The following is a 16,446-nucleotide window of genomic DNA, read 5'->3' as shown; positions in this document are numbered from 1 at the left end:
TTTTAGCCTGCTAAGGTTTAAAATCGCATTTTTCATAATTTAATCTATCAATTCTTTATTAAATTTTTCTTCATCAAAATTTTTACCTAAATATTCGCAAATCAGCCTTGCATCGCGCTCAGCATTACCTAAACAGCTAGTAGCACCAGGACTTGGGGTCATATTAAATACTATGCCCTCGCCCGTATTTATGCTAGCTTCACCAAGCATTAGCTTTTTTTGCGTTTTATTTAGCACTTGTGGGCGCACTCCGCCAAAGCCATGAGCGTAATAAATATCGCTAGCTTTTAGGCTAGGGACGATTTTGCGCGCATCTTTTACAAACAAATCCCTATCAATTATCGGTAATTCAAACATAAAATTACGCAAAATATAATTACGAATTTCGCCATCTTTAAATAAATCAAATAAAATTTTTATAATATCGCCATCTAGTTTTAAGGTGCTAAGAAATTCTTTAAAACTAACCCAAGTGCCGTGGTATCGCTCTAATTTAGGCAAAGCAAGCGCAGTAGGGCCAAAGCGAGTACAACCATCTGCTAAAAGATCAGGATCGCCGTGTAATGCAGCAAAAGGTAATTTTGGGTTTTGAACCATATAAACCTTGCCAGTTAGTAATTTTTGCTTAGTTAAATAAAAACTTCCAGCTACTGGCAAGCAACCCATATCTAGCCCATAGCCCATGCTATGCGCTAAAAATAGTGAGTGCGCCCCAGCATCAACAAGCACAAAATCAGCACTAATTGATAATTCATTTTGCGTGCCTATGTAAAATTTTGAACCTACTTTTGTTATGCTTGTTACTTGGCTATTTAAATAAACATCGCATTCTTTTTTCGTGGCGATAGCACTTTCAACCAAACTATTAGTAAATCCACCATAATCAACCGTGGTGTATTGCCCGCCAACACAACCCATACCCACGACATTTTCAGGGCGATCATTGCCATTTTCATCAATAATAATCTTTGGCTCTATTTCTCTTAATTTATCTTTTTCAAAAAATTCTAAATACGGATATAAACTTTTAAACTCTTCATAGCGTTTTTTGATGTATTCGCATTCTTCATCGCCAACGCCAATGGCCATTTTTTGCCCTTGGATCATAACCTTTTCATTTAAGCCATGCATTAAGCCATATTTTACAATCATATTTGCTTTTTTGCTTACTATTTTGGCTTTTTCAAAGGTGTAATTTGTTTCTATATCGCCACAATGAATTGTTTGGGAATTTGCTGTGCCTTTTGAGTTTAATGTAGCTAGACCTGAGTATTTTTCGACAATCGCCATTGATTTGATATCTGTGTATTGTGCTAAGGTATAAAGTGCTGCTGCACCGCTAATGCCTCCACCAACGACAACCACCTCATAATGCTTTTCTTTCATCGCCGCTCCTAAGTAGATTTTAGCGCGCAATTTTATACAAAAAAGCTTTAAATCATTTTAAAATTTTAATTTAGCTTTAAAGCAAAGTTTTATTTCAGTTTTATTACCATTTAATCTATAAAATTTTAATTTAGGGATTTTAAGAAAAAATTAAATAAAATTTAAATATTTATGCTAAAATCTGCTATGCCGTTATTTGAAAATCGTTTGCAAATTATTTATTTTTGTGCATTTTGCCTTTTGGTTTTAATTTTTAGCCTTTCAAAAAGTTATTATGATTTTAGCTCTTTTAAAGCAAAACCAATCGCTAACATAAAATGCGCCGTGCTTAAAAGCGAGCAAAAGCAAAGCAAACAGGGCAAATTTTATTATTTGAATTATTTTAAATGCGATGATTTTAATATCTACACTTATTCAAAAGAGCAAAAAATCGGGCATTACAGCCTTAAAATTTCAACCCAAAATATAAAATTTTTAAGTTTTTTAAAGCAGAGTTTTTTTGCTAAAAGTTTTGATTTTAAGCCGCTTATGGTGGATGAGAGTTTGAGCGAGCGTATAGCTAAGAAAATCCGCTCACAGCATCAAAGCGCAATTGCTAGCGAGCTTTACAATGCCTTATTTTTAGCCTTGCCAATCTCAAAGCAATTAAGAAATGCCGTTACAAATTGGGGCATCGCTCATTTAATCGCTATTTCAGGCTTTCATCTAGCCTTGCTTTTTAGTATTTTTTATTTTTTCTTTTCAAAACCTTATGAATGGCTCCAAACTCGCTATTTTCCGTGGCGAAATAGGCATTTTGATCTTAGCTTGGTTGTGCTGATTTTAGGCGGATTTTATCTTTATATTTTGGATTTTACTGCTAGTTTTTTGCGCTCTTATATAATGGCGCTAATTGGCTTTATACTGCTATCGCGCGGGATTTTTGTTTTTAGGTTTGCTAATCTTTTTTTATGCGTTTTGCTTGTGCTTTGTTCCCAGCCTAAGTTTTTATTTAGTTTGGGCTTTTATTTTTCAGCACTTGGTGTGTTTTTTATTTTTGTTTATATTAGGCATTTTGGCGAGGCAAAACAGCTAAAACATCCGCTTAAAATCGCAGCGCACGCATTATTTTTTAATATTTTTGTGTTTTGTGCGATGAATATACCGGTTTATTATTTTTTTGCGCCAGCTAGCTTTTTTCAACTAAGCGTAATACCGCTTTCTCTTGTCTTTGTGGTGTTTTATCCGCTTAGCATAGCTTTGCATTTATTTGGATATGGCGGGATTTTTGATGAGTATTTATTAAAATTTTTATTTTTTGCTAAGGCGCAAACTAGCATTCATTTGCCTTTGTGGGTTTTTGTTTGTTTTAATTTATTTTTGCCTTTAACAATGCGTTATAAAAGCGCAGCCATCGGGCTTAGCGCAAGTGGTGGTGCTTTGTATTTGTATTATTTACTTTAAAATTTGCCTATAAGCTTAAAAATATCTAAATTTCAAGTTAAGCATTTTGAAAATTGCGCTATAATCGCCCAAAATTTTAAAGGCAAGCGTATGAAAGCATTAAAACTTCATCAAATCATCGAAAGCAAAGCTTGGAGTATGGCGATAATTTTTGTTATTTTATTTAACGCCGTTTTGCTAGGACTTGGCACTTCAAACTACATCAAAAGCACTTATGGAGCGTATTTGAACGCTCTTGATATGCTTTGTCTTGTAATTTTTAGCATAGAATTAATTTTGCGCTTAATTTGCTATAAATTAAAATTTTTCATAAATAATGAAAAATGGTGGAATATTTTTGATTTTATTATAGTTGCGCTTAGTCTTTTTGCTATGCAATACTCAGTGCTTCGCACGCTTAGGGTTTTGCGGATTTTACGGCTTATTTCATCGGTGCCATCGATGCGTTTAGTTACAAATGCCGTGCTAAATACAATCCCTGCTATGCTTAGCATTAGCGCGCTTTTGAGCATATTTTATTATGTTTATGGGGTGCTTTGTGTGGAGTTTTTTGGCGAGAAATTCCCGCAGTGGTTTGGGAGCTTACCAAGGGCGCTTTATTCGTTATTTCAAATAATGACCCTTGAAAGTTGGAGTATGGGCATTGTGCGCCCTGTGATGGAGGTTTATCCTTATGCTTGGATACTTTTTATTAGTTTTATCGTGCTTGTGGGTATGATTGCGCTAAATCTAATAGTAGGCGTGATCGTAAATAGCCTAAATGAAATCAGCCATAAAAAAGAATAATTTAGTTCTTTAAGGCGCGAAGTTTATAATAAGCCTTATTTATTAAAATGTAAATTTTATCTCCAAAAATATAATAAAGCCAAATTTTAACCCTTACTCTTAATAATAAGAACTTAAACTCAGCACTTTTTATATCGCGTTTAATACTAGCATTAAGCCCCCCCCTAGAAGTTTTGCGTATTCGTGTTTAGAGCCTAGTTTATAAAAATTAAGACTAGCGATCCATTCATATTTAAGCCTTAAACACAAAGCGCCCAAATAAAATGCTTTTTTGGAATTTCGCATTAGTGTTTGCGCAGAAAATTCACTTAAACTTTTGCTAACTTCGCACAAATCATAAAAGTGTTTTAAATTAGCTTTTTTGGAGTTGTTGTTTTGCCCTATGCGGTAAGCATACACAAAAGCATCACATTGGATTAAACTTTGTGCCAAAGCAAAGGCTCTGGCATTAAAATGCGCATCCTCGCCCATAAAAATGCTTTCTAAAAATTTTAAATTATTATTTACTAAAAACTCGCGCTTATATAACTTAGCCCACACGGAAAAATTGCAAAATTTCACGCAAAAAAGCTTATAAAATTCATCTAAATCTTTTTTAGTTTGAATTTTAACTTCTTTTAAATCATAGCTTTTTATGGCAGTTTTTTTAGTGCCTCTAAGCTCAAAATAATTCCCTATTATAATATCAGCACCAGCACTTGCTTTATAAAGAGCATTTAGCCCACCATTTTCAAGCAAATCATCACTATCTAAAAAGGCGATATATTCAGCTTTTGCTACTTCTAGGCCAGCATTTTTTGCAGCGCATAAACCTTTGTTTTCTTGTGTGATAACTATTAGATTTTTAAAATTTGTAGCGTAGTGATTTAAAATTTGTGCTGTATTATCAGTAGAGCCATCATTTATAGCAATAACTTGAATAAATTTTGAAAACTCATCACCAAAAACGCTATCAAGGCAAGCGTTTAAATAAGCAGCGGTGTTATAGCAAGGTATGATTAAAGAAATTTTATATTGCATGTAAAAATCTAAGCGGCCTTAAACCGCTTAGTTAAACTCAATCTACATCATTAGCTTTTAATTTAAGCTCTTCATCTTTATATAACCCCGTGCCAACTGGGATCATACGACCTAAAATAACATTTTCTTTTAAATCTTCTAAGAAATCGCGCTTGCTAGCGATGCTGGCTTCTGTAAGCACCTTTGTGGTTTCTTGGAAAGACGCAGCTGAAATCACGCTATCAGAACCAATAGATGCGCGCGTAACGCCAAGCAATATAGGCTCAGCTATGGCTGGCTCGCCACCCATACGAAGAATTTTAGAGTTTTCTTCACGGAATTTTCTTCTGCTTATCATGTCGCCAACTATAAAATGCGTATCGCCACTATCAACTATTTTTACCTGGCGAAGCATTTGTGAAATGATAATCTCAATGTGCTTATCGCTGATTATAACGCCTTCTGAGCGATACACATCTTGGATACCGCGAATCAAATAACTATGCAACTCTTTTTCGCCTAAAATTCTAAGCACATCGTGGCTTGAAATCACGCCATCTGTTAGCTTTTCACCAACATGCACAAACTCTCCATCGCGCACTAAAATTTGGCGAGTTTTGTCTATATTATAATCAATGCTTGTGCCATCGCTTGCGCTAATGCTAATGCGAGTTTTGGATTTTAAGTGTGTGTCTATTTCTATAACGCCGTCTATTTCAGCAATGTAGGCGGTATCTTTTGGCTTTCTAGCTTCAAAAAGCTCACTAACTTTTGGCAAACCAGCGGTTATATCTTTTGAAGTAGCCACAGCTTTTGGACGGCTAAAAATCACATCACCTTTTTTAATTTCTTGGTCTGGGCGCACGATGATAATATCATCTTTTTCTACTGGATATTTCACGCTTTTTGAGCCATTTACTATCACAATAGCAGCTTGCGCTCTTGAATCTCTATCTTTTGTGCCAGAACTTTGAGCAGTTCGCAAGAGCGAATTAGAAAGCATTACCATCTTGCCATCATCACTTGCGTTATCTGATGAAATTTCAGCATTTGCGCTTATGCGGATTTTTGTGCCTGTGTTTGAGTCGCCCATATCTTTGATTAACTCAGCGCGCACATCGCCTTTTTTAAGATCTTTTGGTATTAGCTCGTGGTCTTCTGTGCTGATAAACTCAAACTTAACCTTACCACTTTCAGCTGCTCTAAATGCCGTGCTATGTGGATCCCATTGAGCTATAATTAGCTTTTCATCTTTTTTAGGGCTTGCGATTATATCGTTATTATTTACCCTATCGCTATCATTAAAATTTATTACACTTTGGCGCGGTATGTAGTGGCGAGCTGCTTCTCTATCTTCATCATCAGCAACCACAACAAAAAAGCCTTTTTCTTCTACCACATCGCCTTTTTTAATGCTTTTGGTTCGCTCTAAATAATCACCCTTTAAAACATAAAATTTAAGCAAGCCCTCAGCATTTGCCTTAATATTTTGCGTTACAGGATCGCCATTTGCTACTTTAATTTCACTAGCAAAAGGTATGCGATTTGGCACAGACCAATCTTCGCGCACCACTTCAACTATACTTTCATTTTCTTTAACCTTATCGCCTTTTTTATATGGCAGATAATACTTACCCTCAATCATACCGCTAACGCCGGCTAATTCATTAGAGGCGGCTAAATTTCGCTTTCTAAATGTGTAGCGGAATTCATCTTTTTTGCCTTGAATTATTATGCTGATATCTTCGTGGGAAATTTCTATATCTACCACACCATCAAATGGAGCTTTTACCTTTGGCTCTACTAGCAAAATAGCAGCATTACGGCGACTTATTACAAAGTTACTTTCATCTATTTCTAAATTATAATAACGAATGAAACCTTCTTTTTTGGCTACAACTTGAAATTCTTGTTGAAAATTAGTAGCAGCTGCACCTGAATTGATCGTTCTTAGCGTTAGCTGAGTGCCTGGCTCGCCGATTGATTGCGCTGCGATTATACCCACAGCCTCGCCAGGACGCACTAATTTGCCCTCGCCTAAGTTTATTCCATAGCATTTAGAGCATACACCTTTTGGTGCTTTACAAGTAATAGGCGTGCGAATCGTTACAGCCTTAATGCCAGAATCTACAATGGTGCGTGCTGCTTGTTCGCTTATTAGCGTGCCTTCTGTAAATAACACCTCATTTGTAATAGGATCAATCACATCATCACTTAGCACGCGTCCTAAAATGCGATCTTCAAGGCTCTCAACTAACTCTTCACCATTTTTAAGTTCGCTAACTTCAACGCCTTCATGCGTGCCACAATCTTCCATCGTAACCTTTACATTTTGAGCCACATCTATTAGTTTGCGCGTTAAATATCCAGCATTTGCGGTTTTAAGCGCTGTATCTGTAAGACCTTTTCTAGCTCCATAAGTTGAAAGAAAATACTCCAAAACACTAAGTCCATCGCGGAAATTTGAAGTAATTGGCACATCGATGATTTGCGCGCCTGCGGCTGATTTATTACCTGATGATTTTGTTACAAGTCCGCGCATACCAGCTAGCTGGCTAATCTGCCCTACGCTACCGCGCGCGCCTGAATCTGCCATCATATAAATTGAATTAAAGCCACTTTTATCAGCAATTATATGCTCCATCATATCGGCTTGAACTTTTTTGCTAGTGCTTGCCCAAGTATCAATTACTAAGTTGGCGCGAGTTTTATCATCTAATAAACCTGCATCGTATTCTTTTTGTAAGCTTAAAACCTTTTTCTTAGCTTCATCAACAAAGCTATATTTGCTATCAGGGACGATTATATCAGTAATTGATATAGAAATGCCTGCTTTTGTAGCGTATCTAAATCCTAAATTTTTAATAGCGTCCAAAAAGCTTGCCGTAACGCTTAATCCGCCATATTTATAGACATAATTTACTAAATTTGCTATGTCTGATTTTTTTAAAATTTTATTCCACATATTTTCTGGGACATTATTTGATCCCATTTCAGGCAAGATAGAGCGGATAATTAAGCGTCCAGCTGTCGTTACTACGCTTTGTTGGTCTATTATGGTTTTAATGCGCGCGTGTAAATCTAATAAACCTGCTTGCTCTGCTATGCTAACTTCATCAACGCTAGCAAAAATTTTATTTTCGCCTTTTGCATCGTCTTTTTCTAAGCTTAAATAATAAATTCCCAAAACCATATCTTGGCTAGGCACGGTTACAGCCTTGCCTGATGCTGGCAATAAAATATTCATAGAACTTAGCATTAGCACATTACATTCAGCAATGGCTTCTTGGCTTAGCGGCACATGAACAGCCATTTGATCGCCATCAAAGTCAGCATTAAAGCCAGCGCACACTAGCGGGTGTAATTGTATAGCCTCGCCTTCAATCAACACAGGATGGAAGGCTTGGATTGACATTTTATGCAAGGTTGGCGCGCGGTTTAGTAGCACAGGGTGATCTTTAACCACTTCTTCAAGGCATTCCCAAACTTCATTTGTGCGCTCATCTATCATTTTTTTAGCTTGTTTAACAGTAGTGGCATAGCCTTTTTCTTCAAGCCTTGCTAAAAGATGTGGCTTAAATAATTCAAGCGCCATTTTCTTAGGCAAGCCACACTCATCCATTTGTAAGCGAGGGCCTACTACTATTACAGAGCGTCCGCTAAAATCCACACGCTTGCCTAATAAATTTTGACGAAAACGCCCTTGTTTGCCTTTAATAATCTCACTTAAAGATTTTAGCGGGCGTTTGTTTGCGCCTTTTACGGCGTTTGCACGGCGTCCGTTATCAAAAAGCGCATCAACAGCTTCTTGGAGCATTCTTTTTTCATTGCGCACAATAATCTCAGGTGCATCAAGCTCCATAAGCCTTTTTAAGCGCGTATTGCGGTTAATCACGCGGCGATATAAGTCATTTACATCACTAACGGCAAACTTACCGCCATCAAGATTTACAAGCGGGCGCAAATCAGGTGGCAAAACAGGCAAGGTAGTAATCATCATCCACTCAGGGTGATTGCCACTATTTAAAAAGCTTTCTACTACTTTTAATCTTTTTACTATTGTTTTTTTCTTGGCATCTGAGTTTGTGGCTTCTATTTCTAGCTTTAATTCATTTAATATAGCCAGCAAATCAAGCTCGCCTAATAGCTCTCTTATAATCTCGCCACCCATTCTAGCATCAAAGCCAGTTTGGCCGTAGCGTTGCTCTAAGGCTAAAAATTGCTCTTCGTTTAAAACATCGTATTTTTCTACTTTTTTGCTATTTTCCCAGTCATAATAAGCATCGCCAGGATTTTTAACTATATATGCTTCATAATACAACACACGCTCTAAATCTTTCATCTTCACACCAAGTAGCGTGCCTATACGCGATGGTAAGGAATTTACATACCAAATATGCGCCACTGGCGTAACAAGATCAATATGCCCCATTCTAGAACGGCGCACCTTTGAGCTAGTAACTTCTACATGGCATTTTTCGCATACCTTGCCCTTATCGCGCATTTTTTTGTATTTGCCACACATACATTCATAATCTCGTATCGGGCCAAAAATTCTCGCACAAAATAAACCATCTACTTCTGGCTTTAATGAGCGGTAGTTTATGGTTTCTGGCTTTTTAACCTCTCCATGACTCCATTTTTTAATTTCTTCTGGGCTTGCAAGTCCAAGCTCAAATGCTTCAAAATCACGCGGTCTGCGATCTTCTTTAATCTCAATTAGCTCTAATTCTTTATTCATTATCTTTTTCCTCGCCATAAATCTTAACATCCAAAGCTAGTGATTTAAGCTCATTTGTTAAAACAAAGAAAGTTTCAGGTATGCCTGTGCTTGGTATATTTTCGCCTCTGCTTATTGCTTTATATGCGCTTAATCTACCATCTACATCATCTGATTTTATAGTTAGCATTTCACGCAAGGTGTGCGCTGCGCCATAAGCTTCAAGCGCCCAAACCTCCATCTCTCCAAACCTTTGACCACCGCTTAAAGCCTTACCGCCAACTGGTTGCTGGGTTACAAGAGAATAAGGCCCAGTGCTTCTAGCATGCACTTTTTCATCTACTAAGTGGTGGAGTTTTAGCATATACATACACCCAACATGCACGCGTTCTGTCATTTTTGAGCCGGTGCGTCCATCATAAAGCTCTGTTTTGCCATCGCTATCGATCTTGGCCATTTGAAATAATTTTGAAAACTCGCCTACTTTTAAGCCGTCAAAAACAGGGGTTGAAAATTTTACTCCCTTGCTCCAATCGCGCGCATAAGCAATAAGCTCATCATCGCTTATTTTCTCTAAGGTATTCTTAGCATCCATAAGCTTTGAAACGCTTGCTATTTCAATCATTTTAGCTCTTAGGGTTTTGATAAAATCTTTTTGTTTGCTCTCAAAAATTTCTTGTATTTGCTCGCCCAAACGCATACCAACAAGCCCTAAATGGCTTTCTAAAATTTGCCCTATATTCATACGGCTTGGCACGCCCAGTGGGTTTAAAACTATATCTACCGTGCGTCCATCAGCAAGATAAGGCATATCCACCTCTGCTACTATATTTGATACAATACCCTTATTGCCGTGGCGACCTGACATTTTATCTCCCACTTTTAGCTTGCGTTTAGTGGCTATATAGACCTTAACTAGCTTTACAACCCCGCTTGGTAAAATATCATCTTTTTCGATTATATCAAGCTTAGCATCATGCTCATCTTTTAATTTTTTCTTTTCTTCTTGAAAATGTGCTTTAATGGCTTCAAATTCTTTTTGGACTTTTTTAGAATAATTTTTAGCATACCCTGCAAGCGTAAATCTATTGATATTTTCAAGATCTTCGCGTTTTACTTTATCGCCTTTTTTATAGTTAGTTTTTTCTATTTTCAAAGCAAGCTCTAATGGATTTTTGCTTAATAAATCAACAACCCTTAGGCTCTCTTCTCTATCGAGCATTAAAAGCCTATCGTGGTGTTCTTTTTCTAAGACATTTTTTTCATCTTCATAAGCTTTAATCGAGCGTGCATCTCTTTCATAGCCTTTTTTGGTGAAAATTTTAACATCAATTACCACGCCCTCCATACTAGCTGGCGCGTATAAAGATTTATTTACCACATGTCCTGCCTTTTCACCAAAAATCGCCCGTAAAAGTCGCTCTTCTGGGGTTGGTTTTACCTCGCCTTTTGGTGAAACTTTACCTACTAAAATCATACCGGTTTTAATGCGCGTGCCGATTTTAACTATACCGCTTTCATCAAGGTGAGCCAAATCTTCTTCTTTTACATTTGGTATATCTCTTGTAATTTCTTCTACACCATCTTTTAGCTCTCTTGCTTCTATTTCTTTTTCATAGATATGCACACTAGTAAAGGCATCTTCTCTAATCATTTTTTCGCTTATTACTATCGCATCTTCATAGTTGTAGCCATTCCACGGCATAAAGGCAATTAAGGCATTTTTGCCTATGGCTAGCTCGCCGCCATCCATACTAGGCCCATCTGCTATAATCTGCCCTGCTTTAATACTATCGCCCTTGCGCACAACTGGGCGTTGGCCAAAGGTAGTGTTTTGGTTGGTGCGTAAATTTTTCTCCATACTATATTGATCAATATATGGTCCATTTTCATTTTCACCAAGCACAAAAATATTTTTATTATCTACTTTTTCTACCACGCCACCACGATTTGCTTTAATGCTTTGCCAAGCATCGCGAGCTACTACTGCTTCCATGCCAGTGCCTACGATTGGTGCTGTGTTTTGAATTAATGGCACGGCTTGGCGTTGCATGTTTGAACCCATTAGGGTTCTTTTTGCTTCATCGTGTTCTAAAAATGGTATAAGCGAGGCTGCCACGCCCATTACCATACCATTACACAAATCTATCAAACTTACATCTTCTCGCCTAGCAAATAAAATTTCACCATTTTTGCGTGTTTCTATTAAATCATCTTTTATCACACCATTAGCATCTAAAATAGTAGAAGCTGGCGCTATGTAATGCCCTTCTTCTTGCGCTGCTGTTAAATAAACTATTTCATTGCTAACCTTGCCGTTTTCTACCTTGCGATATGGAGCTTCGACAAAGCCCATATCATTTACTTTTGCATAAGTTGCGATGGTGTTAATTAGACCGATATTTTGTCCTTCTGGGGTTTCAACAGGGCAAATGCGTCCATAATGAGTAGGATGGACATCGCGCACCTCAAAACCAGCGCGCTCTTTAACCAAACCACCCTCACCAAGTGCTGAAAGACGGCGTTTGTGAGTAATTTCGCTAAGTGGATTTGTTTGATCCATAAATTGACTTAGCTCGCCACCTGTGAAAAACTCCATTATAGTAGTAGTAATAACCTTTGGATTTACCAAATCATAAGGCAACAATTCATCTACATTTGAGCTAAGGCTAGTAAATTTATCTCTAATGGCTTTTTGCATTTTTACAAAACCAAGGTGAAGTTCATTTGCTAAAAGCTCACCAATAGAGCGTATGCGGCGATTACCTAGGTGATCGCGATCATCTATAACGCCATCATTATTTTTTACGCGGATTAGATATTTGGCTGTTTTAATCAAATCCTCGCGCGTTAGCACGCTTACATACTCAGGCACATCAAGGCTTAATTTATGATTCATTTTCATACGACCAACGCTAGTTAAATCATAACGCTCAGGATTAAAAAATAAATCATTAACAAAAGCCTTTGCAGCTTCTTTTGTTACTGGCTCGCCAGGGCGCATTACTTTATAAATTCTAATAGCAGCTAAGTCGTTTTCATCATCTACGCTTTCGCTTTGGCGCAATAATTTAAGCATCTCCGCATCTTGTAAAAATGAATTAATAATGGCAGTATCCACGCCTGCTGCGCGGTCATTTGCTATATCTATCGTGCTTTGTGTTTCTATAATCTTACTGATTTTATTTTCATCAAGTTGGGTTAAGGTATCATAAATCACCTCTCCACTTTCTTTATCATAAACAGGGCTTGCAAGGTAACGGCTTACTAGCACTTCTAGTGGATATTCTACAAATTTTAAACCATCAGCAACTAATTTTTCAGCCTTAGAGCGAGTTAGGCGTTTGCCAGCTTCTAAGATTAAATTACCTTTTTCATCTTTTAGATCATAATCCACCCTAGCGATGTAATCATCAGCATTAAACGGAACTAAAATTTTATTTTTTTTAATTTTTAAGTTTAATATAGGATAAAATAATTTTACAATATCTTGTTTTTTATATCCAAGCGCTCTAAAAAGCACGGTAATAGGCACTTTGCGGCGCTTATTTATACGCACATATAGCACATCTTTTGTATCGTATTCAAAATACAGCCAAGAGCCACGATCTGGTATGATTTGGGCTGTATAAATTAGGCGATTTGCCACAGTGGGGCTTTCTTCTTCTTTAAAGATTACGCCAGGGCTTCTGTGGAGTTGATTTACAACCACGCGTTCAACACCATTTATCACAAAACTAACACGCTCAGTCATAAGCGGTATATCGCGCACGAAAATTTCTTGTTCTTTAATATCACGCACACCGATTTTTTCGCCTGTTTTTTCATCTTTATCGTGTAAGATTAGGCGAATTTTAATTTTTAAATTTACAGCATAGGTAAGACCGCGCTCCATACATTCGCGCACCGTGTATTTAGGGCTAGTAAGCTCGCTACTTACATACTCTAAACTTAAACGATTTTGCGGATCATGTATAGGAAAGATTGATTTAAAAACTTTTTCAATACCGCTTTCATTACCTGAGTTTTTAATATCTAAAAAATGTTCAAAACTTTTCTTTTGTAATTGTAGTAGATTTGGAATTTCTATTTGTTTTGCGACATCAGAAAAATCAACGCGCAAACGATTGCCAGAATGGAGACTATTTAACATATTTGATAACCCTTCTATTTAGGTTGCTAGCGCTAGCTAGGGTGATTAACAATGATAATGGAGCGTAAATGCTTAATTTATCGTTTAAAATAGCTAAAATAAAATACCATCTATTAAAATTTAAACATTACAAACTAGGCATTAAATAAACACCAAAAGCCCAAGGCTTGCGCCTTAGGCTAAAAATTAAAATAAATAAAACTTATTTAAGTTCTACTTTTGCGCCTGCTTCTTCAAGGTCTTTTTTAGCTTTTTCAGCATCTTCTTTGCTTATAGCTTCTTTAAGCACAGATGGAGTTTGCTCAACCGCATCTTTGGCTTCTTTTAAACCAAGACCAGTTAAAGCACGAACTACTTTAATAACGCCGATTTTATTAGCACCAGCATCAGTTAAAACAACATTAAACTCAGTTTTTTCCTCAGCAGCAGCTGCACTGCCAGCACCAGCACCGCCAGCTACTACAACAGGAGCAGCGCTAACACCAAATTTTTCTTCAAATTCTTTTACTAATTCGCTTAGTTCAAGAACAGACAAGCCAGAAATATACTCTAACACATCATTTTTGCTAATTGCCATTTTTTATCCTTTTAATTATTTTAAGCATTATGCTTGGTTTTCTTTTTTCTCTTTAAGGGCGTTTAAGCCGATAACAAAATTTGTAAGTGGCGCATTCCACACTTGAAGCAACATAGCAATAAGCTCGTCGCGTGAAGGCATTTTAGATAGAGCCACGACCTTAGCCACATCAGTAACTTCGCCATCTAAATGCGCTGTTTTTAGCTTAAAGAAATCTGCATTTGCTTCGGCAAATTTCGCAGCTACTTTACAAACTGTAAGGCTATCTTTTCCCCAAACAAAAATATTTGTATCTTTTAGCTCTATGCCAGTTTTGCCAGCGTTATTTAAAGCGATATTTGCAAGTGTATTTTTCACAACTTGCACGCTTACATCGGCATCTTTTGCAGCATTTCTTAAAGCTTCAAGTTTTTTAACGCTTAGCCCTTTAAAATCAGCTACAACAATAGCATCATTAGAGCTAAACTCATCTTGCAAAGCGGAAACGATTTTGGCTTTTTCGTTTTTAGTCATTTTTTCTCCTTTCCGACAGGCGATTTCAAGTGGGATAGGCAAAAATTTTAAAATACTACACAAATTTTAATATTATTAAAATTTCGCCATTTTAAGCACAGGCTCCAACTATCTCCAATCTAAGATAAAACCACTTTTAAGGTTTTTATTTTAAATCTAATAATTCTTGCACATCAAGGCTAAGAGATGGGCTCATTGTAAGGCTAATAGCCGCACTTTTCATATAGCGACCTTTTGCCGTAGCTGGTTTATGCTTATTTATAGCTCTTACAAATGTTTGAAAATTTTCATTTAATTTTTCTTTTGAGAAGCTTACTTTGCCAATTCCTGCGTGGATATTGCCTTGCTTATCTACACGAAAATTCACTTGCCCGCCTTTTGCATTTTTAACAGCTTGAGCTACATCCATTGTTACGGTGCCAGTTTTTGGGCTAGGCATCAAGCCTTTTGGCCCTAGTGTGCGAGCTACTTTACCAAGAGCGCCCATTAAATTTGGAGTGGCGATTAACACATCGAAATTTAACGCACCCTTTGCTATATCATCTATAAAATCCTCAGCCCCTACTACATCAGCACCAGCAGCTTTTGCCTCATCAGCCTTTGCGTCCTTTGCGACAACAGCTACGCGAACTTTCTTACCAGTCCCAGCAGGTAATACCACAGAACCACGAACCATTTGATCAGCATGGCGAGGATCTACATTTAGACTAAGTGCTACTTCTACTGTTTCATCAAATTTAGCTGATGCTAGTGTTTTGACAGTAGCGATAGCTTCATCTATACTATAATTTTTATTTGCATCTACTTTTTCTTGTAGAGTTTTTAATCTCTTTGTGATTTTTGACATTGATTTCTCCGCAATTTTTGCTTCCACTGATATTTAAGTCCTAGTGGTAAGGGACTAATCAACCACGCTAATACCCATAGAACGAGCTGAGCCAGCTATGATTTTAGCGGCTTGTTCTCTATCTTTTGTATTTAAATCAGCGATTTTTTTATCTACTATTTCAAGCACTTGGGCTTTTGTAAGCTTGCCTACTTTATTTTTAAGCGGATTGTCCGCACCTTTTTGCACGCCAGCAGCTTTTTTGATTAAATCAGTTGCGGGTGGCTGCTTTGTAATAAATGTAAAGCTTTTATCAGCATACACGGTAATAACAACAGGTATATTAAAACCAGCCATATCCTTCGTGCGCTCATTAAAAGCTTTACAAAATTCCATTATATTAACACCTTGTTGGCCTAATGCAGGGCCAACTGGCGGGCTTGGATTTGCTTTTGTGGCAGCAATTTGAAGTTTAATCTCGCCTACTACTTTCTTAGCCATTATTTTCTCCTTAGATTATCTTTTCTACTTGTGAATACAAAATTTCAACCGGTGTGCTTCTCCCAAAAATTGAAACATTTAAGCGAAGTTTGCCTTGAAGCATGTTGTATTCTTCTACTGTGCCATTAAAATTTGCAAAAGGTCCTTCTGTAACGCGCACCACTTCACCAGGCTCAAATGAAATTTTTGGCCTTGGGGCTTCTTTCTTGTTAGCTTTTTCTATGATTTGAGCTACATCTTTTTCGCTTAATGGCGTTGGCTTTTTAGCTTCGCCTATAAAGCGACTTACCTTTGGCAAGGATTGTATTAAATGCCAAAGTGATGTATCTAAATCTAAATTAGCAAAAACATAACCTGAATATAAGCAACGCTCACTTATCTTTTGCTTACCATTTTTTACTTCTATTACCTCTTCGGTCGGCACTAAAATTTGTGCTAACTTCTCAGGGATTGCATGATCATTTACGATATTTTCTATACCGCGTTTTACAGCCATTTCACTACCTGCGTAGGTTTGAATAGCATACCATTTATGAGCCATT

Annotated in this window: 11 protein-coding genes; 2 read left to right on the top strand and 9 right to left on the bottom strand. The window is 37.1% G+C overall.

Features of this window, described 5'->3' with window-relative positions:
* Nucleotides 1-39: 39 nt before the first annotated feature.
* Entirely contained in the window at nt 40-1,386 is a 1,347-nt protein-coding gene (locus CINF_RS03905) for an FAD-dependent oxidoreductase (protein ID WP_178696433.1), read from the bottom strand.
* A 171-nt stretch (nt 1,387-1,557) separates the two neighbouring features.
* On the opposite strand from CINF_RS03905, the gene CINF_RS03900 reads away from it, so the two are divergent.
* Nucleotides 1,558-2,829, top strand: coding sequence for a ComEC/Rec2 family competence protein (locus CINF_RS03900; protein ID WP_179975815.1), 1,272 nt, complete (start codon nt 1,558-1,560; stop codon nt 2,827-2,829).
* A gap of 90 nt (nt 2,830-2,919) precedes the next feature.
* Nucleotides 2,920-3,615 (top strand): ion transporter, encoded by a 696-nt coding sequence (locus CINF_RS03895; protein ID WP_179975814.1) that lies wholly within the window; start codon nt 2,920-2,922, stop codon nt 3,613-3,615.
* Between the two features lie 129 nt (nt 3,616-3,744).
* Here the strand turns inward: CINF_RS03895 and CINF_RS03890 are convergent, their stop codons facing one another.
* From CINF_RS03890 to nusG, 8 genes are all read right to left on the bottom strand, one after another.
* Nucleotides 3,745-4,635 carry a glycosyltransferase family 2 protein gene (locus tag CINF_RS03890; protein WP_179975813.1) on the bottom strand — a complete coding sequence of 297 codons (891 nt, stop codon included), beginning with the start codon at nt 4,633-4,635 and terminating at the stop codon, nt 3,745-3,747.
* 37 nt (nt 4,636-4,672) lie between these two features.
* Nucleotides 4,673-9,355 (bottom strand): DNA-directed RNA polymerase subunit beta', encoded by a 4,683-nt coding sequence (gene rpoC, locus CINF_RS03885; RefSeq protein ID WP_179975812.1) that lies wholly within the window; start codon nt 9,353-9,355, stop codon nt 4,673-4,675.
* A complete protein-coding gene (rpoB, locus tag CINF_RS03880) occupies nt 9,348-13,487 on the bottom strand; it encodes a DNA-directed RNA polymerase subunit beta (RefSeq protein WP_178696427.1) in 4,140 nt (1,379 codons plus the stop codon). Before rpoB ends, rpoC begins: the two co-directional genes overlap by 8 nt.
* Before the next feature lie 202 nt (nt 13,488-13,689).
* The gene (gene rplL / locus CINF_RS03875; RefSeq protein WP_179975811.1) at nt 13,690-14,064 is read right to left on the bottom strand and encodes a 50S ribosomal protein L7/L12; all 375 of its coding nucleotides are present in this window, start codon (nt 14,062-14,064) and stop codon (nt 13,690-13,692) included.
* A gap of 27 nt (nt 14,065-14,091) precedes the next feature.
* Nucleotides 14,092-14,577, bottom strand: coding sequence for a 50S ribosomal protein L10 (gene rplJ / locus CINF_RS03870; protein ID WP_179975810.1), 486 nt, complete (start codon nt 14,575-14,577; stop codon nt 14,092-14,094).
* A 145-nt stretch (nt 14,578-14,722) separates the two neighbouring features.
* The gene (rplA, locus tag CINF_RS03865) at nt 14,723-15,424 is read right to left on the bottom strand and encodes a 50S ribosomal protein L1 (protein WP_178696424.1); all 702 of its coding nucleotides are present in this window, start codon (nt 15,422-15,424) and stop codon (nt 14,723-14,725) included.
* Between the two features lie 54 nt (nt 15,425-15,478).
* Nucleotides 15,479-15,904 (bottom strand): 50S ribosomal protein L11, encoded by a 426-nt coding sequence (gene rplK, locus CINF_RS03860; RefSeq protein WP_178696423.1) that lies wholly within the window; start codon nt 15,902-15,904, stop codon nt 15,479-15,481.
* A gap of 10 nt (nt 15,905-15,914) precedes the next feature.
* Nucleotides 15,915-16,445 carry a transcription termination/antitermination protein NusG gene (gene nusG, locus CINF_RS03855; protein ID WP_178696422.1) on the bottom strand — a complete coding sequence of 177 codons (531 nt, stop codon included), beginning with the start codon at nt 16,443-16,445 and terminating at the stop codon, nt 15,915-15,917.
* Nucleotide 16,446 lies beyond the last annotated feature (1 nt).

Origin of the sequence: Candidatus Campylobacter infans, from assembly GCF_013416015.1 — a bacterium.
GTDB classification, from domain to species: Bacteria; Campylobacterota; Campylobacteria; order Campylobacterales; family Campylobacteraceae; genus Campylobacter; species Campylobacter infans.
This window is presented reverse-complemented; position numbering and strand designations above follow the sequence as displayed.

Excerpts from the sequence above, each read along its gene's own strand:
- CINF_RS03890 (WP_179975813.1), bottom strand. The coding sequence starts at position 4,635 with ATGCAATATAAAATTTCTTTAATCATACCTTGCTATAACACCGCTGCT.
- CINF_RS03900 (WP_179975815.1), top strand. The coding sequence starts at position 1,558 with ATGCTAAAATCTGCTATGCCGTTATTTGAAAATCGTTTGCAAATTATT.
- rplL (WP_179975811.1), bottom strand. The coding sequence starts at position 14,064 with ATGGCAATTAGCAAAAATGATGTGTTAGAGTATATTTCTGGCTTGTCT.
- rplA (WP_178696424.1), bottom strand. The coding sequence starts at position 15,424 with ATGTCAAAAATCACAAAGAGATTAAAAACTCTACAAGAAAAAGTAGAT.
- rplJ (WP_179975810.1), bottom strand. The coding sequence starts at position 14,577 with ATGACTAAAAACGAAAAAGCCAAAATCGTTTCCGCTTTGCAAGATGAG.
- nusG (WP_178696422.1), bottom strand. The coding sequence starts at position 16,445 with ATGGCTCATAAATGGTATGCTATTCAAACCTACGCAGGTAGTGAAATG.
- rpoB (WP_178696427.1), bottom strand. The coding sequence starts at position 13,487 with ATGTTAAATAGTCTCCATTCTGGCAATCGTTTGCGCGTTGATTTTTCT.
- CINF_RS03895 (WP_179975814.1), top strand. The coding sequence starts at position 2,920 with ATGAAAGCATTAAAACTTCATCAAATCATCGAAAGCAAAGCTTGGAGT.
- rplK (WP_178696423.1), bottom strand. The coding sequence starts at position 15,904 with ATGGCTAAGAAAGTAGTAGGCGAGATTAAACTTCAAATTGCTGCCACA.
- CINF_RS03905 (WP_178696433.1), bottom strand. The coding sequence starts at position 1,386 with ATGAAAGAAAAGCATTATGAGGTGGTTGTCGTTGGTGGAGGCATTAGC.
- rpoC (WP_179975812.1), bottom strand. The coding sequence starts at position 9,355 with ATGAATAAAGAATTAGAGCTAATTGAGATTAAAGAAGATCGCAGACCG.